Here is a 26,439-nt window from a genome sequence, read left to right on the forward strand (position 1 = left end):
TTTATATACTTTGGTATATTTTGGGTGTAGATATGGGTAACACAGAACGCGAATCAATCAACTTTAAACTCCCCAAAACCCTTACCGATGCACTTCGCACTGCTGCACGAGAACGTAACACTACTGCAACAGATTTGGTGATCCAAGGACTGTATCATGTCCTCGGACAAGTAAGTGGTACAGAAGTTAGTGTAGAAGTTCGTCTACACAATCTGGAAATCCAATGGGAGCAAATGACCAAGCGTATAGAATCTGGTGTAGAATCGGGGGTAGAATCCAGCTCACAACAGAGACTATCAATGCTTGAGCAGAAAACTGAAGCGATGTCCCAAAAGTTAGCAAAAATAGAAGGAGCAATTTCTGTACTCTCTCAACGCTCATCTACGGGTTCGCGGCGACATTCTTATAACTACCACCCACCCCAGCTAGAACTGCAAGCATATCAGGGAGAAAATCTCGCTAAAAGATTGGGTGTCGATTTGCCTACTTTGGAGCGAGAGCAGAGTACCCAGACTCCCAAGGATTTTGAAAGGTGGTCTAGGTCGAAAGATCCAGGTTCTGTGGCGTGGCAAAGGCGCGATGATGGACTGTACCACCCCATTAGATGATGGTCATCAGAAAAATGGGTAGAAACCCCGTCCTATAAGGACGGCTTTACATGGAACATGGTAAAATGTGAAGCATGGAAAAAGCCTACCGCTACCGTTTTTACCCAACTACCGAGCAAGAACAAATATTGCGCCGGACAATTGGTTGTGTGCGGTTGGTTTTTAACCGAGCATTGGCAGCGAGAACCGAGGCTTGGTATGAGAGACAAGAGCGAGTAGATTACGCTCAAACCTCCACCATGTTGACGCAGTGGAAAAAACTTGAAGACCTGGAATTTTTGAATGAGGTTAGCTGTGTTCCACTGCAACAAGGTTTGAGACATCTGCAAACTGCTTTCACTAATTTCTTTGCGGGTAGGGCAAGATACCCCAACTTTAAAAAGAAGCGTAGCGGTGGCAGTGCAGAGTTTACCAAGTCTGCTTTCCGCTGGAAGGATGGACAAGTCTACCTGGCAAAGTGTTCTGAACCACTGCCAATTAAGTGGTCTAGACAACTGCCAAAGGGGTGTGAACCTAGCACCATCACAGTTAGGCTTGAACCTTCTGGGCGTTGGTTTGTCAGTTTGCGGATTAATGATCCGTCTGATGAAACTTTGCATCCCGTTGATAGTGCTGTCGGATTGGATGTTGGGGTTAGTAGCCTTGTTACCCTGAGTACAGGTGAAAAGATTGCTAACCCAAAGGCGTTTGACAGGCATTATCAAAAGTTGAGGAAAGCGCAGAAGTCTCTGAGTCGCAAGCAGAAAGCCTCTCACAACCGAGATAAAGCTAGACTCAAAGTTGCTCGGATTCAAGCTAAAATTTCTGATTCCAGAAAAGACCATAGCCACAAACTGACAACTCGACTGATTCGTGAAAACCAAACGATAGTAGTTGAGGATTTGGCAGTTAAAAACATGGTCAAGAATCCCAAACTTGCCCGTGCTATCAGTGATGCAGCATGGGGAGAATTGGTGAGGCAACTGGAATATAAAGCTCTTTGGTACGGTCGAAACTTGGTAAAAATTGACCGATGGTTTCCTAGCTCTAAACGCTGTGGGAATTGCGGTCACGTTGTTGAAAAATTGCCGTTGAATATTAGAGAGTGGGATTGCCCCAACTGCGGGACGCACCACGACCGGGATATCAACGCAGCTAAGAATATTTTGGCGGTGGGACACACCGTTACAGTCTGTGGAGCGAACATAAGACCTAATAACCATAGTGTTAAAGGGCAGTTGCGAAAAACCCGTAAGGGACAGAAGCAGAAACCCGAATCGTGAGTTTTGGGAATCACCGCCCTAAAAGTGCGGTGAGGATGTCAACGCCTAAAAGTTTCCATGTTCCGAATAAGGTCGGGAATGTTTAATATACTCAGCAAACTTGAAGATTAAGAACTGAAATTACAATCAATGTCAAAACTTATACTTTTGTTTGTCATTCGCATGAAAAAAGTTATGACTTGGCAGTCAGTGATATAACTTACATTTAGTCACTGGTAATCGACGGGCATGAATGTTTATCATCGAAAACTCTATGCGTTCCTACGAGCAATAGAAAAAATTGATTGGCTGAAGGTAGACTTGAATTATATTTACAATAATTTAGCTTGTTTGCAACCGTATTTAGCAGATTTACAGAAATGGTGGGAAAGCCAAAATGGTGAACAAGCAGTACGTATCAGCAGTTCTTCGGATCGTGTTAGCCTAAATTACGTACCAAAGCAAGGTAATGAAAAAGACATTTTTGTTTGTCATGCCATTAGTGGAGAACGACAAGAAATTACAGTTTCAGCCTTTGCTAATCCCTTAGATATTAGTAGAATTGCTCAAGAAGAAGACGCAGAGAAAGTATTCTGGTGGTTTTGGCGATACTTCCCCGAACTGTTGTCTCGTCAAGATGCAAGAAATGCTCTTTTGATTCCCACACACCGGATTTTACCTGATTGTCCATTGCACAGTTATCAAAGCACAGTCTCCGCGTTAACTGGAGCAATATTCTCTGATGAAAAGGAATCAAATTCCGAGAATAAATCTCCCTATTTACTCTTATTTACCTTTTCTCCTATCCAAGAATTTATTAAGTCATCACGTAAATTTCTTGATTTTTGGGCGGGGTCATTTTTACTTCATTACTTCAGTGCATTACTTTGCTTTGAAGCAGCCAAAAAATACGGGCCAGATGCAGTCATTACTCCTTCATTGTGGAGTCAGGAAATTATTGATGCCTTGATAATTGAAAATTTTAGTGAATTGCCAGAGATTCAAGAAATATTTAAAAATCCCTGTAAAGACATACAAATTGACCCAGCAAGTAATTTTAACACTCCTCAATCTCAAAGTTTAAGTACAGCAGGTTTTCCCAATGTAATTACTATTCTCGTGCCTAATCAACAAAAAGCGGTAGATTTGGGAAAACATTTAGAAAAAATTCTAAAAGATACTTGGCTAAAAATGAGTCGTGATGTCAGGAGTTCTGTCAAAGAAAGAGTGAGAGATTTAGTTAAAAATCAGCAAGAGTTACAAAAAACTTGGAAAATAATTGCTAGAGAGTTTATCCAAGTTATCGATGAACAAGAATTATCAAAAATTTGGAATTTAATTACTGACGAATTTGTGCAAGGTAAGAATGAAGCAGAATTAGAACAAGTTTGGCTAGAAATGGGGATAAGTCCAGATAAACTTACCAAGATTAAAAAAAGTCGAGATATTAAAAAAACTCTCCAAGATTGGTATCAAGGAGGTAATTGGGAGTGGAATCAACTTTGGGATGTGCAGATTAATAACACATGGGAAACTTATTTTGTGGCTGTTCCGTTAGGTTCTCCTGAACAACCCCTAGAAATTGAGCAAGGAAATGATCAATTACAAGCATGGATAAATTCACAAAACCAGATAGCACAACCAATTCTTGATTTACCATCTCCTGCGGAAGAACCTGCATACGAAAAATTTAATGTAGGTTCGTGGTGGGGAAGTCTACAAGCACGTCTTGGTAATGCGATTCAGGCAATTAAAAATACCCGTGCTTGGCAAATACCCGTTGCGCCTGGCGAACGTTCTACACTTTCTGGTCAATATAGTGCTTTATATCCGCGCTTTCATTATCAAAAATTCCAAAATGGGTTCGGTGTACCTTCGGAATCACTACGCTTATTTTGGCGAGTTATGGCACTTGCTTATCTAAATTTATTCAATGGTTCTGAAAAATTAAACGCCATTGAATTAACTAAGCGTATGGCTTGGAAATATGGGGGTGTAGCACAATCTTTAGGAATTTCTGGGAATGATGATGATGATTATGAGAATTTAATTCGTTTCCCAAATCTTTGCTCTATCGCCGCCGCACATTTTGCAAGTCATAATGCTCCTAAAGTCGAAAGATATTGGCAAGATTTAGAACAGGAATTTAGACAACATCCGCAATTCCAAAATCAAGAAAGTAAGTACCGAGAATTTAGAAAACTTACCCGTCGTCCTTTTCAAGTCAAACGAGCAGATGAGGCTTTAAGAAGGGATACCGATTATCAAAAAGGTTACAACGGTGTAATGTTTTCTAGCAAGTGGCTTGCAGATGACATGGGATTAGAAAATTCAGGAACATCTGCGTTACGTAGCATTGTTGATACAGTTCAAAAAAGACACTTTGGTGATAGCAGCCCGGCTGACTGGTGGGTGTTGGTACTAGGTGATGGTGATGGGATGGGCGGTTATGTTAATGGACGTAAGCTCAAAAAATACGAAGATTATATTATCGATAGCTTAGTTGATGAAAATCATATCAGAAATGAAGAGGCATGGGAGGAATTATTAAAAAATACACGCAAAAGAATGGGGCCTGCTACTCACGTTGGACTCAACCGAGCATTGCTGGATTTTTCTAACCGCTTAGTTCCTTATATCACTGAACAGCGTTGTTGTGGACGGGTAATTTATAGTGGTGGAGATGATGTAATGGCAGCGTTACCATTAGCTGATTTACCCAAGTTTTTGCGTTCATTACGTGCTGCTTGGTGCGGTAGTAAAGACCCTGAAGATGAATTTAGGAGTATGGGTGGTTATTGGCAATGGAATGAAGACAGCCCAAAACCAGCCGATATTCCATCTCGTCCGTTATTTACTATGGGTCAAGAAGCAACGATGAGTTTAGGGGTAGTCATTGCTCACAAGAGTGTTCCTTTACCAACAGTTTTAGAAAAGTTGTGGTCGGCAGAAAAAGATAAGGCGAAAAAGCTATTAGGTGGAAGTATTGGAAATAAAACAATACCTAATAAAGATGGTTTGTGCTTTCAAATAATTTACGGTTCTGGCAATACACTAGAAGCCTTAATGAAAGGACATTTACTCGAAAGTTGGTGGGAATTTATCCAAGTTAGTCAGAATCATGAACAAGTAGATTTTAGTCCAATTTTGTATCGGTTAGCAGAGGAATTACCGCGTCATGCTGATGTTACAGAGAATGATAAATTATTCCGACAAGTTGCTGAGGTAGTTTTGCATAGTCGTAATCAAGAAGTTCCTGAAGATGCCAAAAATGCTTTATTAACTTGGTTAGATGAATGGGAAGAGTGGGCTTTTTGTATAGGGAGAAGCACAGAAAATCAAGATAATACTTTAGGTAATGCTCCAGAAGATATGTCTATGCTGTTAAAATTTACGGCGTTTTTGATGTCGCGTCGGCAAGTAGAAAGTAACTGGATTCAAAAAACTCAAAATGAAAAAATGGTATGCAATTGAAGCGTTAGATGTCTTATTATTCCGAGAGGCGAAACCATTTTCGCCGGGAGAAGGTGCATGGGCTAAGGGAATGTTTCCACCGATGCCGACGGCTGTTTTTCAAGCCTTACGTTCTGTCACCAAAACAGATAAGACTACAGAAAAGTTAGAATTTATGGGGCCGTTTTTGCTGCGGGAGACTTCTACATCTCAAGAACTGTGGCTACCTACACCAAAGGATTTACTTTGTGTGAGGGAACGCAGTGATAACCCAGATGAAAATCCAGAATACGAAAAAATAGAGAAATTAGATGAATGGTCGCGTCTAGTTTGTTTACAACCGTTAAACTTTGAGAGTCCAGTATGGAAAGATGTCTGTTGTGGTTCGGCTTCCCTGGAGGAAAATCATCTACTCCCCATGATTCCGCCACCAATTGCTGACAATGCAGATATCTGTGATAGTCCATCGGTGAGAGGTAAGAATGAATGGATTTGTGGTCGTCCAAAACCTTGGATGAAAGCTGGTGCATTGATTCGATACCTGAAGGGAGAAAGTCTACATAATCCTCAAGACTTTCATGATGATCCTTGGAGTGTGCAGGTTTTACCTCATATTCAAATGCAAACAGACCAGCGTCAAGTCCGAGATGAAGATGGTTATTTTACGGAAGTTGCAGTGCGGCTACACACTGGCTGGAAGTTAGTTGCAGCTATTAACGCAACTTTGGAATCATTTGTCGTGCGTTTGGGAGGTGAGGGACATCGGGCTTTGGTTTCTCCCCTGGAGAGTTTACCTGATTGGGATGCTATTGAGGAGTTTATGCAGCCATCCTCAGACCTCAATAAAGCTTACTTGTTAACTCCTGGACTAGCAGCAAGTGATCCTGAAAAGTTCGTTTATGGGATTTGTCCTGGGGTGTGGCGAGAAAGTCTACTCAGTTGTGCCAGCGATCGCCCGATTTTATGGGGAGGTAAATCTAAGCATACTGCGACTCCCATGCTACCGCAACGTGCATTCGTACCCCCAGGGACAGTGTACTTATTCAAGCAAGGTATGAATGCGGTTAGCAGACTTTTACCGGAAAAATCTCTCGTCCCTGAATCCAAACAATCTACAGAACGTGAGTTTGACCATAAATGGTTAGAAACTTTGATTAGTCTCAATTATGGTGTTTTACTTTGGAGTAAGTAGTTATGAAAACCAATTTATCGTATCTTTATTTACTGTCACCTCTACATACAGGAGGTGCAACACAAGAGGGAAATATTGTTGGGATTGCCCGTGAAGTTCATACAGATTTACCTTATATGCCAGGCGCAGGTCTGCGTGGTAGAGTTAGGGCTAGTACCCCAAAAGAACAGCAGAAATTCTTATGGGGGAATACGCTGGAAGATGTGCAGCAAAATGGAGATGATAACCTCACTCAAGGTACTATTTGGATTGGTGATGCGGCAATTCTTTGGTTTCCAATTCCTTCTTTAAGTCATGGCATTGTTTGGATTACATCGCAATTTTTACTGCGTCGGTGGTTGCGATTACATAATCAATCTCTGAGTCTACCATCTCCAAATAGTTTTAGTGGTGGTAATAGAGAGCAGCTTTATTTAAAAGATGCCATATTTGAAGCAAGAGAACTTAATTCATGGTCAGATTGGCAGCAATATATTCCTCAAGATAATGAAATTACGAAAACTATTAATAAAGCCTTACTTCTTTCTGATCAAGATTGTAAGGTTTTGATTCAAACCAGTCTGTGGCAACAAGTTAGAGTCAATTTAAGTGAAGGTAAAACCCTGGCTGACAATGCAGGTTTTCGTTATGAAGAAGCAATTCCTCCTGAGACTTTGATGTATTTTCCTTGGGGAACTACCACAACTGCGAATGGTAATGGTGATAAGGCTGGTAATCAGTTAAGACAAATATTTAGTCAGCAAGATATTTGGCAGTTTGGTGGACAAGAAAGTTTAGGAAGGGGTTTAGTGGAACTCTGGACACCTGAATTAACTTCAACAACGACAGAAAATCCCAAAATTGAAAATACTCAAGTCGAAATATCTCCAACTCCACCATTACAAAAACCTCAACGACCGAATCGTTAAGTCAATTCGCAATTCGCAATTCGCAATTACGTTTTGTGACGGTGATTTAACCCCCCAAAGTTGGTTAAAAAATTGTGCGAAATGTTTCATTGCTTCAGGGATTTCCAGATATTAAATTATCCTAAATTCATGTTTTGGTAAGGTGCGTCAGTATGAATAGATTCTTGGTGTAGCTAGGTTTTTATGCACTGACGCACCCTACAATGTTCCATATTTTTTACCTGGAAGTCTCTAAACTGAAAATTAATTCCATCATTTTGTACATAGGAAAAAAATAAATGGCTAATTACGATCCTCGCAAAAATTCCATTAAGGTTTATCAAAATCTCAAAGCAGTAAAGGACAGTACGCAAGAACCCAAACATCATGATGAACAAAGAAGTCAAGCGGTTGAACTCTATACTTATATTGCTACTTGGGGATTAATGCGATTAAAAGGGGAAGACCCTGCTTTAGTTAATCAGATACAAAAACAGAAGATTGTGAGATGCTTTTTTCAAACATTAGGAGAATTAGTTTACCCAAATACGCAACTTAATCCACTTGTAGGTATGGAAGGAATGAGAAAAATTATTGGTTTGTCTGCGTCAGAATATTTGGGATTGACAGGAGTTGCACTGCAAGTAGCACGGGAATTTTCGTTTTGGGCTGAAGCATTATACGCTAAACCAAAGCCTAATAATGGTGTAAACCAAACTACTAATCAAGCAACTACAGTTGGTAGTTAGTATGGTGCGTCAGTACGAATCATGTCTCGGTTCAATGTTTATTCGGCTGACACACTCTACATATCAAATATTTTTAGTAGTTACTTATAAAGTAAATATTAAGTAGGGTGTGTTACGGCTATGAAAGGATTTGAGACAAGCAGACAATTATAATTAGCCGTAACGCACCATATTACATGGCGGTGCGTTAGGCACTAAGATAGTTTTTTGTGACAAATTATCTCGAAAATATGCGCCTAACACACCCTACAGTAATTTTATTTTTACTTTATAGATAATCTCTAATCAAACAAGTACAGCACAATTAAAAAGCTAGGAACTGTTAATATGACCAATGCTGGAGAACGACAACAACCTATTCCTACTAATCCTTGGCTAAATCACCCTTTAAATCGCAATCCAAATCCTGTAGAAGAAGCTAGTTTTGTCGAATATCTGCGATGGATGCGGATTTTAAGAGAAAAACCAAATGACACTTCTGAACGGGGGAAAAAATTAGCCACACAAATTGATTTAGTCAACAACGGTGAAGTTATACAACTGCTGGATAAATTACAAGAAATAAGTAACTATGATTCTCGACTGAAAACATTAACAGACCGTACTCGGAGGTTAGCTACAGTATCATTTGAGGCTACTGCATCTTGGCGGGTGCGTGTGGGAGGGATGCGAGGGCCAGCATCTATGTTACTACCTGCGTTTGATGCTTTGGGTATGCCTTATATCCCTAGCTCTACATTAAAGGGTGTGGCGCGAGAAATGGCAAGACGTGATCGCAATGTCACTGACGATGAGATTCGAGAAATATTTGGCGATATTGAACCAACTGCTTGTATGGGGAAAGTGATTTTTCTTGATGCTTACCCCTTACCATTCCCAGAAATAGATGAAGATTCCCCAGATGAAGTATCTGGATTAGTACCGGATATGGCAAACTCTATCTGGACATGGGATGGTAATAACCCTCTGTATAAGACTAATCCTAATGTATTTTTATCCCTGCGAAAAGTGACTTTTGTAATTGGTTTACGAATAAAAGACAGCCAAAATCTAGAAATCCTTAACCGCGTTCAACAATGGTTAATTAAAGGTCTTAATCAAGGTGTTGGTTCTAGGGTAAATAGTGGTTATGGAGTGTTAGATGTTAAAACTCAAGCAGAACAAGAAAAACCGAAAAAACGGAAATCAATTCTGAGTGTTAAATTTAAATTGCAGGGACAATTAGTCCACGGGAGACAGGGATTTAAAAACTGGGCAAAAAATAGTGAAGGGACAGGATGGAAACCACCAGGAGAGGCAAAATCTGAAGTCCGTCCTCCAGCTTTTCGTTCTATGTTGCGTTATTGGTTTCGGACATTAGCTTTGGGAGTATTAGAGGCAGATATAGTTAAAGAATGGGAATTAAATGTTTTTGGAGGTATTGACCCTCAAGCTACACTGGGAATGTTTCAATTAGAACTTCCTGATGGTAAAATCATCCGCAATAATGCTCAAGATGATGAAGAAGAATTTGGATTAGCTACAGGAAGTTTAATTTTATATCAGTCACAAGTTGTTCGAGAGATGCAGCCTGAAGAGCAAACAGCTTTGACAAACTTGTTAGCAAGTTTAACATGGCTAACTTTTCATCTTGGTGGTGTTGGTCAAGGAGCAAGAAGACCATGTTATTCTCGCCAAGAAAGGCGCAATTCTAGACCCCCTTTTTGGCGTGGTTCAACTGTCAAACTCATGAGCGAAAGTCCAGAAAATAAATATTGGAATTGCCCTAGACAGTTAGATCAGTTTCAAAGTCTTTTTCGTAGTCGGTTAAATTCTTTTTATACGAATCTATCAAGACTGACTCAGTTATCTTTCGATTATACACAGCCAAAAACCGCAACCAGAAGTGGTGATTGGGCAGAGGCGGTTGATAGCAACTGTCGGATTATCTGCGTTCAGGGTGACTTTAGTTATGATAAACCTCCTGCTTTAGCTTTATTACATCAAAAAGCCAGGATAGGTAATGGTTATGACTCCGAGTTATGTGGTTCGATACGGATGCGATCGCCGATTTGGATTGCGCGTGTTGGCGATCGCTTTGATGTCATAACTATTTTCGGGGTTGATAACCCAATTCGTAAAGCATATTTCGATTCGTTAATGCAACGAGAGTATCCTATCAAGGAATATCAAGAAATTTGGCAGGGGAGATTATAAACCAATTATCAGTTATCAGTTAAATCTCTGGGTTGAAGTCTATGCTGATATGCCTGATAACTGTTCACTGTTCACTGTTCACTGTTAAATTGCCCAAAAATTACGCTTAGTGAGAACCAAAATATGTCTATCCTTATTGCTAATATCGGCACTTCTGACTTAGCAGTTAAAATCGAAGATTACTATTTTCCCATAAAATTTGACCGGAATGAACCAAATATTAAGTTACCACCTGCAAATTCTAATGAAGCAGCACTTTGGTCGCAACGTGAATCATTCATTCAAGAATTTTTATGTGATGAACTAAAGCTGAATAATAATGCTTCCTTTCGAGATTTAACTCACAAAATATTAGAAAATTATCAACAAAATCCTGACCAATGGCATTCTAGATTACGTCCTGGCAGAATATGGGGAATCATCAAAACTGCACAGGAAAAGTTTTATGTCAAACACGTTTACTATTTTGTTACAGATCAACCACCGACTGAAGTTTATGGCTATCCTACAGATACTATTAATCTTGCTAAAATTCTCAATATTTGGTTGAAACGAGAAATTTTGGATTTGCAAATCACACCAATTATAATTCCCCAAAACATTAAACCTGTTGAGCAAGATGCTCTGTTTAATTACTATTATGAGCAATTGCATAAAATTAGTCAGGGACAGGATAAAATTTTAATTAGTCTCAAGGGTGGCACACCGCAAATGCAAATCGCTTTGCGAATCCAAGTTATGGCTTTGAGTGTAGATTTCCAAGCTTATCTAGAGCCAGAATTAGATATTGTTAAAGTTTTAGCAGGGAAAGCTTCCCCATGCAAGTTAAATGCTTATTGGCTATACATTCGAGGACAAAAATATCAGGCAATTAATCAAATTTTACAACGCTGGGATTTTGATGGTTCTATTCAATTAATGAGGAGCTATCAGGAATATTTGCAATCCTTAATACAAGAAAATGTGATTGATGTAAGTACAGTTAATGATGATTTAATTGAACAGGTTATTATAGCCTTAAATGTAGCGGTAGACTGTTTTAATTTAGATAATTTTAAAGCCAGTCAAGACTTGAAAAAGGCTGAGAATAAATATTTGCGTCAATCTAGTAATTTACATAAGTTAATTTGCGATGATAATTATGATCGGCTTTTGAATATTTATACTCAATGCCGTATTTTTTGGCAATTGAACCAAATTGCTCATTTCTTATCTAGGTTAGCTTCTTTTGGTGAAGAAGTTTTACATGATATTATCAAAGAATTAGGAGGGTTGAAATATTTTGATAAAATTAACTATCCTGATGATTGGTATGTCAATAAAAATCAAGTAGAATCTCAATTATGGCAAATATTTGAAAAAAAAGAAGGTAAAAAAGGTAATGAAAAATCTTTGTATCGGTTACCAGGCAGGTTTAGTAAATGGAATTTTGTGGATGCTCTCATTAACTATAGAAATGATATAGTAGAAAAAACTGCTTGGCAAAAGATTACTGAATCTTTAGATAGGCTAGATTATTGGATTGATAAAAGAAACCAAATCATTCATAGTTCTCAGGGTGTTTCTTTAGAAAGTATGGTAAAAATCCTAGAAAAAGATAGAAAGTACAAGATTAAATATGCTAATCAAGCTTGTTCCCCGACAGAAATTTTGACAGAAATGACGACTATCAGTCAGCAAACAGCACGAATTTTTAATAACCCTGTAAGTCACTATGTAGGCTTGAATAGTCCTTACTATATCTACTCTGATGTTCGTGACTGGGTTCTAACTCAGTTAACTCAAGATGGATTGCATTGATGAGTTTGAGGAGAGGATAATCGCGCGAACCTATAGCTGTTTTGATCTAACAGTTGTTATATAACCCTCAAACCCTTGTCTATTCTGCTTTTGAGCAATTTCCAGGGAAATCGGGGTTCGCGCAAACTCTCAAATGCTTCCTGTGAATAGATTTGAGGTTTTTTTCAAAAAGGAGATATTGACAGGCGATCGCTGAAATTGTATTTTTGAATAACGTCCGCGCAAATAAGTCCTGTGAGTCTTGTTTTTCAAAGCTTCCAGGCTTCAGCTGTCTCTACTAACAATGTGGAGATGATTTAATGGAAATTTAATATTTGCTCTATTCCTTCTTTTTGATAACAAGTCTCTACTAACAATGTGGAGATGATTTAATGGAAATCATCTAGTATTAGAAGGTTGATTAATTCTGGTAGAGTCTCTACTAACAATGTGGAGATGATTTAATGGAAATACTTTCAACATATGCGAAATTTAATCGGCATAATTAGTCTCTACTAACAATGTGGAGATGATTTAATGGAAATTGCTGATCCATAGCTTCTATTTCGCTGAGTCTTTTGTCTCTACTAACAATGTGGAGATGATTTAATGGAAATTTGACTTTTCGCGTCGCGTATTGGTAGTATTATTGCAGGTCTCTACTAACAATGTGGAGATGATTTAATGGAAATATCTAGCACAGTAATTAACCCTGGTGATTCTCCCCTTGGTCTCTACTAACAATGTGGAGATGATTTAATGGAAATACAGCAAATTGCAAGAATTGTAGCCATACTCAATCGTCTCTACTAACAATGTGGAGATGATTTAATGGAAATCTATCTTTTGCTAAAGACATTGCGCGGGATGAAGTCTCTACTAACAATGTGGAGATGATTTAATGGAAATCTTCGTTTGAGTAGTTATCCATGAACTCTATGGAGTCTCTACTAACAATGTGGAGATGATTTAATGGAAAACTAAAAGTTTGTTTGGCTAACATGGACGACACGGAGTCTCTACTAACAATGTGGAGATGATTTAATGGAAAAGGCAAATAGCCAAATCTATCCGCCATATAAACTTGGTCTCTACTAACAATGTGGAGATGATTTAATGGAAACGCTTTATTAGAAACCGGGGCTAACTCTAAGGCGATGTCTCTACTAACAATGTGGAGATGATTTAATGGAAACGCTAAACCACGCTGATTAGAAATGATGTGAATATCAAGATGGTCTCTACTAACAATGTGGAGATGATTTAATGGAAACTTCTGTTTGTAGATGCTGAAGATATCCTATAGGGGTCTCTACTAACAATGTGGAGATGATTTAATGGAAACTAGTAGACTTAAAAACTAAAAATAAGTTTCCTAGAATGGAGTCTCTACTAACAATGTGGAGATGATTTAATGGAAACAGAGTATCTAAATATCTTAATCCATTAGATGCACATATAACGTCTCTACTAACAATGTGGAGATGATTTAATGGAAACGAGAGTAAAATGTGTTCTAATGATTGGGATACTATAAAGTCTCTACTAACAATGTGGAGATGATTTAATGGAAACGTATCGATTGAATACTTGGCCGCCCCAAACCGTGAGTCTCTACTAACAATGTGGAGATGATTTAATGGAAACACAACAATATAGGACTAGCTCAAACATCTGGTTGGAGGTCTCTACTAACAATGTGGAGATGATTTAATGGAAACGCATCCCAGTTAGTGTAATCACCGTTCATCAAGTGTCTCTACTAACAATGTGGAGATGATTTAATGGAAACAAGACCCAGTATGGGAGATACCCGATTTATCTAAAAAATTGGGTATTTTGTTTTTTATGGATAATTGAAGATGGTTATAGCTTTATGGAATTTGACAGAAGATTCTAGAATTTCCCTATAAAAAATCGTCATTCGCACCAGCACTAGACTAGAAAAGACGATCGCAGTTTAATATCAGATATAACAAGCCCCGCGAAACAAATATTACCTGATATGCCAACTGCTATAATCAAGAATCAAGTATCAACCAAAACCGACTCAAAAGCGATACCTACGGCGGTCTATGCTCATTTTCTCATTGGGACACCAGGAAGTGGTAAATCTACTTTGGCGAAACTCATATCTAGCTTGGGAAATTGCGAAATCATCTCGACTGACGACATCCGCGAAGAGTTATATGGTGATGCGACAATTCAAGGGGAATGGCACAAAATTGAAGACATTGCCATTCACCGTATTTGTACTGCATTGAGCTTAGGTAAGAGTGTAGTCTATGATGCTACTAATTTCAAGCGTTCCTTTCGCATGGACTTTCTAGTCAAAATCAACACCGAAGTTGCAGAATGGGAATTAACCAAACCCAACTGGATTGCTTGGTACTTACAAACTCCATTAGAAATTTGCATTGAATGGAATCAACAACGCCAACGCCAAGTTCCCTCAAATATTATTGAGAGTATGTATAAGCTGCTGCAAGATTTTCCGCCAATTACTGGGGAAGGATTCGCCGCAGTCAATAAAATTAATGTGACTACACCCAAATTTTCGCCACACCAAATTGCTGAACTAATTGCAGATGTTCCCCGTAAAATTGTCAATTTCCAAAATCGTCATGCAAATATCACACCCCATCGTTATAGTCATCTGCTAGATTTTGAGCGTTTGATGTATTTGATATTCTTAATCATTAACTATCCTGGGATTGGTGAATTCCATCTAACTAAACCTAAATTATTAGAAAATATTCTCGGTTATGTTCCTAATTTTACTAATTCCCTGGAAGAGATTACTAGCATAATGGCTAAATTGCGTGGTGCAATGTACGCCAAGGAAGATGCTATAGCGGCTGATTTGGAATGGCTGGAAACTCAAGGAATTATCAATGCGACTTTCCCTGTTACCAATAAAAATGCTCAAGAATTTGATAGTGATGAATTGATATCTTTAAGTGCAGTACACTCTTATTCAGACAAACAGGTTTTTGAGCGGTTAATCGGTACAATCCGTTTTATTCTCCACTATCCTTTTTTAGCTAACGTGGGTGGTGGTAGCTTGGAAACTCTGACTAAATCACTTGCACAAGCTGGGGTAATTTACAACCCTAATAGCGAAAAAGCCACAATTCGTAAAGATATTGAAAAAGTTTTAAAACCTTATAAAATCTTACCTGAATTTCCTATGCGTAGTGGTTATTTTGCTGGTACAAGTATCCTTTCTAAACCAGAATTAATTAAGGTATTTGATATTATCCAATCCCATGCCAATAGTTTAAATGACCCCCAGGCTTTAGCAATCTACGAAACCTTTAAGCAGCGTTTGTTACAAACACATATTATTGAAAATACTGAAAATGTTTATCCAGTACGGGCGATCGCTAATAGTTCCATCATAGACACCAAACATCTCCATAGTAGCGCGTTAAGTAATAATCTTTCCCAATTAGAGACGGCAATTGTAGAAGGACGAATTTTGGAGCTAAAACGGTTGGTGGGTGTGGGTAGATACCCAGGGGATGAACAAGATTTTTTCTTAGCGTATCCATTGCAAATAGTTTTCTCGAATTTGGCTTGGTACTTGGGTTATGAGTGCGTCAGTGGTGAAACTTCTGGTTTATTGCGGTTTGAACGTCTGGATAGACTATTTTTAGGTAGACAACAAACGAAGCAACGTAGTCAGGAAGAACAAGAAAAGACGTTACAAAAGTTACAAAAATTATTTAAAGCTGGTGCAGGTATGCACTTGGGAAACAGCACCACTGACCAAAAACTGTTTCTCAGTGCTGATTTGAATAAGCGAATGCAAGTCTGCGTGACTGTGGAACTCTGGTTTAGCGATCGGATTTATCCTTTTATTACCGAGGGGACAAAACGGTTTGCACAGATGAAAATGTCGCCACCAATTCACAAGATTACAACTAATTTACCAGAGTCATTGTTTTGTTTGCAGAAAACAGGCGATCGCAATTTCCCCCATCGTTTTCAAGCCACTTTTCCCAAGTGGACTTTAGACGATTTTGACTTGTGGCGATGGATTGTTGGTTTTGGTTCAGGGGTGAAGGTGGTAACTCCAGAAGAGTTGGTGCAGAGGGTGAAGACAATAGGTGAAGGAATTTTAGGTAATTACGACAGTTAAGCGATAATATTATCGTAATGGGAGTATATTGCTTGCTTGATGGGTGAAGTGAAAGTGTATTGACCGATAATTTGAGAAATGTAACGAAATGTAAATTTGCGGGGGGTAGGCAATGGCTGAAATACTGATTCTATCGTTACCCCCCGCAAATCGCTTTCTGGGTAAGGGTTTGAGTGCTGTCCTCTAGGGTATTGTTCTCAATAAACTAGGCTTATTGACAGCTAGTCTTGACCCCCCGCAAATTTGGCTGTATATAATTAAGTCAGGGTAAGGTTTTCAGAAGCCAAGCCTTTAAACTTCTTCGGAAGTTGAATTAATGGAAACCAGTTATTGAACTGTAAAGAAAGAAAACAAAAACGATCTTTAAACTTCTTCGGAAGTTGAATTAATGGAAACATCCTCAATCACTACGGCATCAAAAGGAATTTCAAGCTTTAAACTTCTTCGGAAGTTGAATTAATGGAAACGATACCCTCATCACCGATGTGACCACCATTAACAGTTCCAAGGTCTTTAAACTTCTTCGGAAGTTGAATTAATGGAAACTGTCACCGGCGGGAACGGTCTCTTCTAGATAGCGACGCATCTTTAAACTTCTTCGGAAGTTGAATTAATGGAAACTTGCCAGTTTCGCCCTTCGCAATTTTGCGAATAGCGCCTTTAAACTTCTTCGGAAGTTGAATTAATGGAAACCATTAGAGGTAGAGGTGGAGTTGCTGCCCGCCTCCACTTTAAACTTCTTCGGAAGTTGAATTAATGGAAACAAGGTTCCTAGAATTGCCATTAAAGTAGCGCCAGAAACGCTTTAAACTTCTTCGGAAGTTGAATTAATGGAAACAGTGAATCAGCTTTCATTGCTTCACCTAGTATGCTTTAAACTTCTTCGGAAGTTGAATTAATGGAAACTACTGGTTTTGGAGGTTCAAAAAAGAAGTAGAAGTACTTTAAACTTCTTCGGAAGTTGAATTAATGGAAACTGAAATATCCCATTCGCACTTGTGGAAAAAGCAAACGGCTTTAAACTTCTTCGGAAGTTGAATTAATGGAAACTATTTCCTATATCTTCTAATTCTTGAGATTTTTCACTTTAAACTTCTTCGGAAGTTGAATTAATGGAAACTGCGCTAGTGCACCTAGGAAAAAAAACAGGGGAAATGCTTTAAACTTCTTCGGAAGTTGAATTAATGGAAACAACCACAAGCCAGAGCTTGTTGTTTGTTTGAGGACTTTAAACTTCTTCGGAAGTTGAATTAATGGAAACCCTGCGCTCCCGCCGAAGTTATCTTAATCACGACAGGCTTTAAACTTCTTCGGAAGTTGAATTAATGGAAACTATAATCATCCCTAAGTTAGGAATGACAAATACAACAACTTTAAACTTCTTCGGAAGTTGAATTAATGGAAACTTCGCGACAGCAGCACTAACCACAACCAAAACAGCACTTTCTTTAAACTTCTTCGGAAGTTGAATTAATGGAAACTGTACTAAGCTGAAAATTCCTGAAAATTTTCAAGCTCTTTAAACTTCTTCGGAAGTTGAATTAATGGAAACTCTCCGATGATGATATATTCGCCAGCGGTTTAGGCTTTAAACTTCTTCGGAAGTTGAATTAATGGAAACGCAGCAGCGCAATGAGCAGTGCTGACAATAAGAGCATTACTTTAAACTTCTTCGGAAGTTGAATTAATGGAAACCTCGCTCCTCGGGATTTCCCGAGGTGTTAACTGACACTTTAAACTTCTTCGGAAGTTGAATTAATGGAAACATAAATTCCTCATATGCTGGAATCGTATAATCAATACTTTAAACTTCTTCGGAAGTTGAATTAATGGAAACAGGAGATAATTTCTCACGGCTGTTTTTATTACAGCAGTGCTTTAAACTTCTTCGGAAGTTGAATTAATGGAAACTTTGAGTGTAATCTCTCCATTGTGTGCCTTCAACTCTTTAAACTTCTTCGGAAGTTGAATTAATGGAAACCCTCCTGCTTCGTACTAAGACTGCATGCTTTGTACTTTAAACTTCTTCGGAAGTTGAATTAATGGAAACTCACCCTGATCGTTTTGTACTAGCCGAATGTGGCCTTTTCTTTAAACTTCTTCGGAAGTTGAATTAATGGAAACAACATTTGACCCTGCTTTACCAGTTTCGACGTTTAAACTTTAAACTTCTTCGGAAGTTGAATTAATGGAAACCTTTTGTATCAGCGTCCATTCTATAGCTTCTATCGACTTTAAACTTCTTCGGAAGTTGAATTAATGGAAACTCTTCCAATTTCCACTCGTCAAGGGGATCAGAAATTGTCTTTAAACTTCTTCGGAAGTTGAATTTCAGAAAGAAAACATAAATTTGATTAATAAAAGTTAAACCCCTATTTGGAATGAATAGGGGTTTTTCATTGGCTTCCTCATTCGCATCAAGAAAGATATCTTTATTTTTGTCACCTGTAATCTATATATATCGCCACTAATCAACTGTGAATGAGGAAATCAACACATAAATGTGCAATGACTCATTCTCAAAATAGAAATTATCAAGCATATTTTCAGCAAAGTTTATTTAACTTTAGGAGATTTGTACAATGTTGACTCAACTTCGCAACACTTTAATAGGTGCTACCTTAGCATTTTCAACCCTATCAGTCGCTAGCCAACAATCTTTAGCAAACGACATTCGTGATTTCTCTGTTTATAACAGAAATAGACTAGCAATTGTTGGTTTTTATGTTTCTTCGCAATATTCTGACTCTTGGGGGTCAAATATTCTCAACTCTATCGTATCGAGTGGTGAAACAACAAAGGTCACATTTCATGATGATAACTACCAATGTGTTTATGATATTAAAGCTGTCTACAGCAATGGGACTTACGATAGGGGTCGATATAATCTCTGTACAACTTACGTAGTACGCTTTTATGGATATGGAGGAAATTACAGATCAAGAAGACGAGTCAATTCACAATCAATTTAGAATGTAGGGTGCGTCAGTATAAATAATTTCTTGGTTTAACGTGAGTTCAATGACCTCTCCCCAAACCCCTCTCCGACGCGGAGAGGGGCTTAAATATCTTGAAAGCTCAAGGAAAAATGAAGGTTTTGAAGCCTCTCTCCTTGCAGGGGAGAGGTTTGGAGAGGGGTCTTTTAAATTCGTCGAACCCATGTTGTTTTAGTTAGGTTTTTTGACACTGACGCACCCTACTAAACTAAACTTATAAGTCAATTATTCCATTTTTGTCATTCGTATAAGATACCTGCTCAATCCACTTTTCTTACTGGTAATTTAATGAGTAACCATAATCCTAGTAGGTTATCATCATGGCAAATTTTCGAGAACGCATCAAAACAGCAGCGCAACGCTGGAAAGATAGCGCAAAAAGTGACACGGAGCTATTTTCTAAAGATTATGACCGTATGCTCGTCTTTCTATGGTGTCACAGTCGCGGAGGAAAAACGGAGGGATATAGTGATGACATAGCCGAGTTTGCACAAGCAAATAAAGCCGCAATTGGTGATGATAATTACAATAAAATGCTTCGCACTAGAGAATATTGTGATGGCTGTGGTGAAAGATATAAGCTAGAAAACCTATCAATTTGTGTCGAGTGCTGTAACCTTTACTGCTATCGATGTGTAGGTCAACGCGGTATATCTTCTAACGGAAACTATCGCTGTTCCTGTAGTGGAGATTTAGTTGGTTAGTGTATTGAGACTTCAGGTTTTGATAGAGAATAGTTTATAGCAAATCCTCTTATTTTGATCTCAATAAAGAGGATTTTATTTTTTAACAATTTATTCAATATTTTCGTCATTCGCATTAAATAGCCCCACTAATTTTTTATCATTTGTAATCTATAAATATCATTAAAGCTTCAATTGAGAGCAATTTGATATTAATCAATGGGGTTTGTCATGAATTCTAATAATAGAATAATTACCAATTTACTACTGAGCCTAATTTTAACCAATAATGTAGTCAATATTCAACAACAGGCAATAGCTGCTGAGGTTATTACTCATCAACCAGAACTTCGTAAGGGTTTATTCGATGATATAAATCGTGTAATTGGTGGTAAAAAAATCTGTGTTGCTGGATTTTGTATTGATAGTGGACAATTGACGGAATCACTATTAGCCAAACAACTCAGAGAAATATCAGAAAAAAATGCCCCAGTCACAGTGAGCAGTGACAAACTTTTTCCGAGAACTTCTTCCCTTCCAGGAAATGAATTTACCCCTGTAGTGCTTGATTTACAGAATGCTAATCCACAAGATGCTATACCTCCTGGGGATTATGCTATTTTTGTGAAAGTTTACTGTTTGCAAAAAGTAGCAGCAAGTCCCAATGGACATCGTTATCTTTTAGGACAATACGGAGGAAAGCGTAAGGAGGTATTAGCAGCTTTAAATTTAGCAACAGCTAATTCTGATATTGCTCATCAAGACCTACAAAATCTTTCCTGGGCTATCCAATCAGGTATATCCTATGAAAATATGCCCCAACCAATGCAGGAATTAGTAAATAAATTAATTCCTCAACATCGTGCTAAGTTAAAGCAGGGATGGTGGGAACAAGTAGAAAAAACTTGGAATGAAGGTTCACGCTTCTTAAATTTACCCTCCTTTGAGACATTTATTGCTCAAAATCTGGGAGATGTAGGACGGACTTTAGTAGCAACTAAACAGGTTCATCAACGGATAACATCTCGTGGTAATGATTGGCGCAATTTATCAGATATTTTCATTATTAATGATGGAACTCAAGGGACAGGAAATGTTTTAGCAACTCCTTGGAGTCAACTGGCTAACGGTGTTTACGCACGCTTTATAACTGAGGGGAATGCTAAAGATACTGGTTTGTTGCTATTGCGAATTAGAGATAAGCAAAGCAGTAAAGAATTAGGTAGTGATAAAAATAAGGCTTTACCATTACTGACTCTTATTGGTGCAGCTTTAACAGTTTATGATTTGTACGATTTAGTGACGACTCTAGTAGCAGTTCCAGAGGGTGATAGAAATATACAACCTTTAGCGATGTCGCCGGAATTAGGCGCAATTACACCGGATTGGAGAGACGCTGTAGATGTAGGGTTACAATTGTGCGATCGCAGAAGAATACCCCGTGGTAGAGTATCTGGTGCAATCAATATTTTATGCAATCTCGCTAACGGTAAACCAAGAGTTAAAAAACCAGGTGTAAATCAATCGGATGATATTGCTCGTGGAAGAAACAACACTGGTAACGATAGTGGTGGGAATAATAACAACAATCAACGTCCTGACAGAAATCCTCAAGATACTACTAAACCTAACAGGACAGCAGGTTCTAAACAACCAGGAAGTAAACCTCGTGGTACTAAGAGCGAAATTAATCCTCAATCTAACAAAGAGACTCAAAGAAGTATCAAACGAGAAAATGAATCAGCTGATATCCTCGCTGATAAAGGCTATGATGTCGAACAAAATCCAGCACCTTTACCTAATGGAAAAAAACCTGACTATCAAATAGAAGGTGAAACATTTGATGCTTACTCTCCTTCTAGTTCTAACACGGATACAATTCGTAAAAATATTAGCCAAAAAATCAAGGAAGGTCAAACGGAAAGAATTGTCCTCAATCTTGAAGATAGTAATGCCAAAGTCAATGAATTAGAAAGTCTTTTAAATAGAAAACCCATCGAAGGATTAAAGGAAATTATTGTGATCAAAGATGGTCAAGTTATTCCTTTATTCCCATAAATAACTTTAGCAAACAAGGAGTGAGTCATGGCTTTAAGCTATGGATTAGAACTGGAGACTGATTTATCACCAAAGCAAGTATTACACATACTAGCTCAAAAGCTTGATTTAAAATGGCAACAAGAAACTTTACATGGGTCAGGGGTGATGATAAATTCACATATAGAGGATGAAGACAATCAACTACTTTTTGCTGAAAAACTTGGTTATAACCCATCTGTATTTGTTGGTTTTCGTGTTAATCCCAATCAAGATTTTGAGGAAGGAATGCGTACAATGATTCGAGCCTGTATGAATTTGCTCACACAAATCAAGGGAAATGCTGTGCTGCTTTTCAATTATGAAACTATTGTTTTCCAACGCATCAATCATGAATTAATCTTTAATCAAGAAATGCGTGAACCTTGGATTGACGCAGAAATGACTAATCTGAACACCCCATATAAACTACAATCTTTAGTATCCCCATTGCTGTAAACAGCACTTTCAAATAATTACTAACATAAATTAAACGTAGTGGACTGACACGACTAAAATGATGGATTAGGTGTAGGTTGGGTTGACGTTAGGAAACCCAACCTACATTTTTTGCCCTTTTAACTTTTAACTTTTCCCGCCAGAGTATTGTTTTCCCCTTGACAAATCCATGCTCCCCAGTAAAAAGGATGCTTTAGAGGTGTATCATTTTCTTGGCAGTTAATTTTACTATCTGCAAATAATTCTTCTACATCTAACAACGTTTTTAATACTTCTAAACCTAAAGCAGACTGTCGTAATTCTCGAACTGTCATGTTACGTATATAATTTTGCGCCTCTTGTAAAGCTTCCACACAACCGATACTAGACTGCAAATTATCAAAGAAACGCTCCATAAGTAAAGCAGTCACTTTGTCAGGAACAGGCCATAAACTCATCACCAAAGTTTTTGTACCCGCTACTGCAAAAGCGCGACGTAATCCAAACACACCTTCACCAATTTGAATGTCGCCTCTAGCAGTATCACAAGCGGAAAGAACTGTCAGTTCATTACCCCATAAATCCAAACTGGCGATATCTTGAGCAAACACAAAACCTTTACCTGCATCTTTGGGGATATTTCCGCCAGATAGCCAAGTATTAGCACCCGCTAACGCTAATCCAGAACGCATCATGGGATTGTTTACCTTAGTTGTTCGCAGACGTTCCATACTCAATAGGTTAGGTTTATTAGCGACTGGTTTGGACTCAGAATTAGGTAAAAATAAACCGTGGGTAGCAATCAGCATGATAGTAGGACACAGGCTTTTTGTCAGGCGTGTTTCTAGCGCGTCTGCACCTATATATAATTGTGCATCTGGGAGTTTTTTCGCCACCCTTTCACCTAACAACCGCGTACCAGGAGCGCGAAGCAATTTTTTACCTGTGAGAGTGCTAAGTAATTCTGGTATTTGCTGTGTAGGTAAATCAGTTAAAGTCAGTTCCTCTTGAGAGACTGAATCTGCTTTTAAATCAAAATCAGGATCAGCAATAATTAGTGGTGCAGATATAGAGTTTCTTGATGACTGGATTTGAGGATGGAGAATTTCTCTACCCACACTAAGATAACTGATAGTATGCTCATCCATTAATAGAAGCGAACCAGTAACATCAACAGGTAATATCTGAAATGGGACTAAGTTTAAGTTACTGTCCGGTGCAATAATTAAATGTCTGCAATCTTTGACTAAATCCCGAATGGGTGCAAACAATGCTTGACTAAGTTGAATCGCTGCTTGGGGATTATAAGATTTAATTTGTAGTGCAGGAGCTTGACTATTTTTACTCCAGCCTAATGTCGCCTGGGTATAGTCGGACGCTTGTAAGTGGAATTCTTGAATCAGTTGGTCAATGGTTGCGGCTGCTCCCAAGTCTACCATCTCTACTGTATCTGGTTGTCCAGCTTTGAAGACAAAGACTAAGTATCGGGATGGATACCATTGTGTGTCGTCATTTGCTGGGATGGCTTGAAAATCAAACACATCAAAGCGGACGAATTCTAGTAAGATTGAGTCAGGTGGTAATGCTGTGGCTATTACCTGACGGTCAAAGTTTAGCTCAGATAACTGAATTTCCGGTACTTGCAGAGCCAGTTGTTTTTGTAAGTAGTTATATTGAGCTTGTAATTGTGCTAAATTTTCTCTGTAACTGGTCAACTCTTCAGAAAAAGTCAAGTGGATGATTTGTGAGTTTAAATTACTCAACTGACGTAGCTGTGCTTGTAGTTGGGGATAGCATCCACTATTAAGTGCAGCGTTTTGAGCCGCTAGAGCCGATGCAGTCAGGGCTTTACGCTGTAGTATGAAGTCAAATGCAACCAGTTTGGCATTCTCTGAGTGATATAGGTGGCTGTATACTAGGGAGAGGAATAAGTCAAAATCTTTTCTGATTTTTTGTAAAAAGGACAGGCGATCGCTTTCCGAACTAAACGCAAATATATTGCGAATCATCTTGTTATTAATTTTACTTGCCTGCACACGATATGCTAAAGCTGACTCTGGACAATGAGTAGCAGCCAAGAGCGTAGCCAAATTATTTAAGCTAAAGGCCACATCAGGATGTTCGTCTCCCAGTAAGCGTTTTCGCATTTCTAAAGTTTCTAAATATTTTTGTTCGGCTTCTTGGTAACGTCCCAAAGAAAAGTATAATTCTCCTAAATTATTCAGACTAGTAGCAATTTGAATATGTTCTTCACCTAATAATAACTTTCTTAACTTTAATGTTTCTAAATGTAATGTCTCTGCTGCTTGATAATGCCCTTGAAAATCATAAATCACAGCTAAGTTATTCATACTACTAGCTGCGTGTGGATGTTCATTACCAAACACATCTTTTACAATCTCTAAAGCTTTTACAAGTAACGACTCTGATTGCTCATATTGAGTTAAATCATCATATAACACTGCTAAGTTATTCAAACTAGCTGCAATTAATGGATGTCTTTCTTCTAATAGACGTTTCCTCATTCCTAAAGACTGTATACTCACTTGTTCTGATTCTGAATATCGTCCTTGTACCCGGTAAAGTGCTGCTATTTGATGTAGAGTATCAGCAATCACAGGATGCTCATTACCTAAACTGGTTTTTTGAATTTCTAAAGCTTGCAGATATTTTTGTTCAGCTTCCGAATAATTGCCTTGTTCCTCATAAAGTCCAGCCATATTAGTTAAAATATTGGCAATAGATAGATGTGCTGTTCCCCGGAACTTCTCTAGCATTGGTAAGGCTTGTAAATATTGTCGTTCGGCTTCTATATAGCGTCCTTGATATGTGTAAATCAATCCTAAATTACTTAAACTTTTAGCCATATCAGGGTGTTCAGCATTCAACAAACGCTTTCTTAGATCATAGGCTTCTAGATATTTATTCTCAGCCGCTAAATATTTGCCTTGAATGAGATAGAGTTCTGCTAAATTATCTAAGCTATGAGCTACATCGGGATGTTCATTTCCTAGTAAGCGTTGATTCATTGCCAACACTTCTAAAAATTTCTGCTCGGCTGCTATATAATTTCCCTTATCCTGATAAACACCACCTATATTACTTAAGATATTCGCAATATCAGGATGCTCATCACCAAAGATGTTTTGAGAAATTTCTAATGCTTCCCAAAATTTGCTTTCAGCTTCTAAATAACGTCCTTGAGCATCATATAATTTGCCTAAATTATTCAGGCTTGTAGCAATATCAGGATGTCCTGAGTCCAACAAGCGTGATTTCATCGCTAATGTATCTAATTGCATTTTTTCTGCATCAGCATAGCGTCCTATTAATATATAAATATTTGCTAAATTAGTTAAAGATTGGGCAATATCAGGATGTTCATCGCCAAACAAACATCTTCGCATTGCTAAAGCTTCTAAATGTACTTGTTCAGCTTTGAAATATAGTCCTTGTTCTCGATAAACTTCTGCTAGATTGTTTAAAGTTGTAGCAATTTCAAAATCTTCTTGTCCATAACATATTTTCCACAACTCCAAAGCTTGTAAAAACAATTCTTCTGCTGCTGTATAGTTACCTTGAGCATAATATAATGCTGCTAGATTATTTAAAGATTGAGCCACATCAGGATGCTCTACACCAAAGATTTTTTTTCTAATATCTAAAACTTGTAAATATAAAGGCTTGGCTTGAGAATAATGTCCTTGAATCCGATATAATTCAGCTAGATTATTAATGCTATCGCAATATACAGAATTATTAGTGCATTGCTGATTTATTCCCATATCTACAGCTTGTTGAGCAATAATCATCGCTTGTGATAAATTACCCTCTCCAGCCAGTTTGACTACTTGTAAGTTGAGTTGAATTAATTGGTTAATAATTTCTTCCATAATTCAAGTGAAAAATAAAAATGTAAAAGATGTAATAAGTTGTAAAACTAATTTTGAAGGTTCGTAGTAAGGACTTTAGTCCTTACTACGAACTTGCTTAACCC

General features: G+C 38.1%; 14 protein-coding genes and 2 CRISPR repeat arrays. Of the genes, 13 read left to right on the top strand and 1 reads right to left on the bottom strand.

Annotation, left to right across the window (positions count from 1 at the left end; all coding sequences use genetic code 11):
• The first annotated feature begins 32 nt into the window (after positions 1 to 32).
• The 13 genes from VB693_RS19545 (at position 33) to VB693_RS19605 (ending at position 22,463) form a co-directional block, all read left to right on the top strand.
• On the top strand, positions 33 to 608 hold the full coding sequence (locus tag VB693_RS19545) for a hypothetical protein (RefSeq protein WP_323267699.1): 576 nt from the start codon (positions 33 to 35) through the stop codon (positions 606 to 608).
• A gap of 74 nt (positions 609 to 682) precedes the next feature.
• Positions 683 to 1,870 (top strand): RNA-guided endonuclease TnpB family protein, encoded by a 1,188-nt coding sequence (locus VB693_RS19550; protein WP_323267700.1) that lies wholly within the window; start codon positions 683 to 685, stop codon positions 1,868 to 1,870.
• Between the two features lie 228 nt (positions 1,871 to 2,098).
• Complete coding sequence (gene cas10 / locus VB693_RS19555) at positions 2,099 to 5,323, top strand: type III-B CRISPR-associated protein Cas10/Cmr2 (RefSeq protein ID WP_323267701.1); 3,225 nt, start codon at positions 2,099 to 2,101, stop codon at positions 5,321 to 5,323.
• Positions 5,301 to 6,494 carry a type III-B CRISPR module-associated Cmr3 family protein gene (locus tag VB693_RS19560; protein ID WP_323267702.1) on the top strand — a complete coding sequence of 398 codons (1,194 nt, stop codon included), beginning with the start codon at positions 5,301 to 5,303 and terminating at the stop codon, positions 6,492 to 6,494. Before cas10 ends, VB693_RS19560 begins: the two co-directional genes overlap by 23 nt.
• A gap of 2 nt (positions 6,495 to 6,496) precedes the next feature.
• A complete protein-coding gene (gene cmr4, locus VB693_RS19565; protein ID WP_323267703.1) occupies positions 6,497 to 7,402 on the top strand; it encodes a type III-B CRISPR module RAMP protein Cmr4 in 906 nt (301 codons plus the stop codon).
• A gap of 278 nt (positions 7,403 to 7,680) precedes the next feature.
• Positions 7,681 to 8,130, top strand: coding sequence for a hypothetical protein (locus VB693_RS19570; protein ID WP_323267704.1), 450 nt, complete (start codon positions 7,681 to 7,683; stop codon positions 8,128 to 8,130).
• A 327-nt stretch (positions 8,131 to 8,457) separates the two neighbouring features.
• Entirely contained in the window at positions 8,458 to 10,326 is a 1,869-nt protein-coding gene (locus VB693_RS19575; RefSeq protein ID WP_323267705.1) for an RAMP superfamily CRISPR-associated protein, read from the top strand.
• 123 nt (positions 10,327 to 10,449) lie between these two features.
• Positions 10,450 to 12,126 (top strand): hypothetical protein, encoded by a 1,677-nt coding sequence (locus VB693_RS19580; protein ID WP_323267706.1) that lies wholly within the window; start codon positions 10,450 to 10,452, stop codon positions 12,124 to 12,126.
• A gap of 270 nt (positions 12,127 to 12,396) precedes the next feature.
• Positions 12,397 to 13,897: a CRISPR direct-repeat array (repeat unit 37 nt; unit sequence GTCTCTACTAACAATGTGGAGATGATTTAATGGAAAC).
• Positions 13,898 to 14,110: 213 nt separating this feature from the next.
• Complete coding sequence (locus VB693_RS19585; RefSeq protein WP_323267707.1) at positions 14,111 to 16,249, top strand: AAA family ATPase; 2,139 nt, start codon at positions 14,111 to 14,113, stop codon at positions 16,247 to 16,249.
• A gap of 289 nt (positions 16,250 to 16,538) precedes the next feature.
• A CRISPR array of direct repeats spans positions 16,539 to 18,589; the repeat unit is 35 nt; unit sequence CTTTAAACTTCTTCGGAAGTTGAATTAATGGAAAC.
• A 242-nt stretch (positions 18,590 to 18,831) separates the two neighbouring features.
• Positions 18,832 to 19,221, top strand: coding sequence for a hypothetical protein (locus VB693_RS19590; RefSeq protein ID WP_237996821.1), 390 nt, complete (start codon positions 18,832 to 18,834; stop codon positions 19,219 to 19,221).
• A gap of 344 nt (positions 19,222 to 19,565) precedes the next feature.
• The gene (locus VB693_RS19595; protein WP_323267708.1) at positions 19,566 to 19,949 is read left to right on the top strand and encodes a hypothetical protein; all 384 of its coding nucleotides are present in this window, start codon (positions 19,566 to 19,568) and stop codon (positions 19,947 to 19,949) included.
• A gap of 210 nt (positions 19,950 to 20,159) precedes the next feature.
• Positions 20,160 to 21,986, top strand: a complete 1,827-nt coding sequence (locus tag VB693_RS19600) for a hypothetical protein (protein ID WP_323267709.1) — start codon at positions 20,160 to 20,162, stop codon at positions 21,984 to 21,986.
• Between the two features lie 27 nt (positions 21,987 to 22,013).
• Positions 22,014 to 22,463 (top strand): SitI3 family protein, encoded by a 450-nt coding sequence (locus tag VB693_RS19605; RefSeq protein ID WP_323267710.1) that lies wholly within the window; start codon positions 22,014 to 22,016, stop codon positions 22,461 to 22,463.
• 119 nt (positions 22,464 to 22,582) lie between these two features.
• Here the strand turns inward: VB693_RS19605 and VB693_RS19610 are convergent, their stop codons facing one another.
• On the bottom strand, positions 22,583 to 26,335 hold the full coding sequence (locus VB693_RS19610) for a CHAT domain-containing tetratricopeptide repeat protein (RefSeq protein WP_323267711.1): 3,753 nt from the start codon (positions 26,333 to 26,335) through the stop codon (positions 22,583 to 22,585).
• Positions 26,336 to 26,439: the final 104 nt, after the last annotated feature.

It is taken from the genome of Anabaena sp. UHCC 0399 (assembly GCF_034931465.1).
In the GTDB taxonomy this organism is placed as follows: domain Bacteria; phylum Cyanobacteriota; class Cyanobacteriia; order Cyanobacteriales; family Nostocaceae; genus Trichormus; species Trichormus minutissimus.

Coding starts and splice junctions, on each gene's coding strand:
- VB693_RS19545 (WP_323267699.1), top strand. CDS start 33: ATGGGTAACACAGAACGCGAATCAATCAACTTTAAACTCCCCAAAACC.
- VB693_RS19550 (WP_323267700.1), top strand. CDS start 683: ATGGAAAAAGCCTACCGCTACCGTTTTTACCCAACTACCGAGCAAGAA.
- cas10 (WP_323267701.1), top strand. CDS start 2,099: ATGAATGTTTATCATCGAAAACTCTATGCGTTCCTACGAGCAATAGAA.
- VB693_RS19560 (WP_323267702.1), top strand. CDS start 5,301: ATGAAAAAATGGTATGCAATTGAAGCGTTAGATGTCTTATTATTCCGA.
- cmr4 (WP_323267703.1), top strand. CDS start 6,497: ATGAAAACCAATTTATCGTATCTTTATTTACTGTCACCTCTACATACA.
- VB693_RS19570 (WP_323267704.1), top strand. CDS start 7,681: ATGGCTAATTACGATCCTCGCAAAAATTCCATTAAGGTTTATCAAAAT.
- VB693_RS19575 (WP_323267705.1), top strand. CDS start 8,458: ATGACCAATGCTGGAGAACGACAACAACCTATTCCTACTAATCCTTGG.
- VB693_RS19580 (WP_323267706.1), top strand. CDS start 10,450: ATGTCTATCCTTATTGCTAATATCGGCACTTCTGACTTAGCAGTTAAA.
- VB693_RS19585 (WP_323267707.1), top strand. CDS start 14,111: ATGCCAACTGCTATAATCAAGAATCAAGTATCAACCAAAACCGACTCA.
- VB693_RS19590 (WP_237996821.1), top strand. CDS start 18,832: ATGTTGACTCAACTTCGCAACACTTTAATAGGTGCTACCTTAGCATTT.
- VB693_RS19595 (WP_323267708.1), top strand. CDS start 19,566: ATGGCAAATTTTCGAGAACGCATCAAAACAGCAGCGCAACGCTGGAAA.
- VB693_RS19600 (WP_323267709.1), top strand. CDS start 20,160: ATGAATTCTAATAATAGAATAATTACCAATTTACTACTGAGCCTAATT.
- VB693_RS19605 (WP_323267710.1), top strand. CDS start 22,014: ATGGCTTTAAGCTATGGATTAGAACTGGAGACTGATTTATCACCAAAG.
- VB693_RS19610 (WP_323267711.1), bottom strand. CDS start 26,335: ATGGAAGAAATTATTAACCAATTAATTCAACTCAACTTACAAGTAGTC.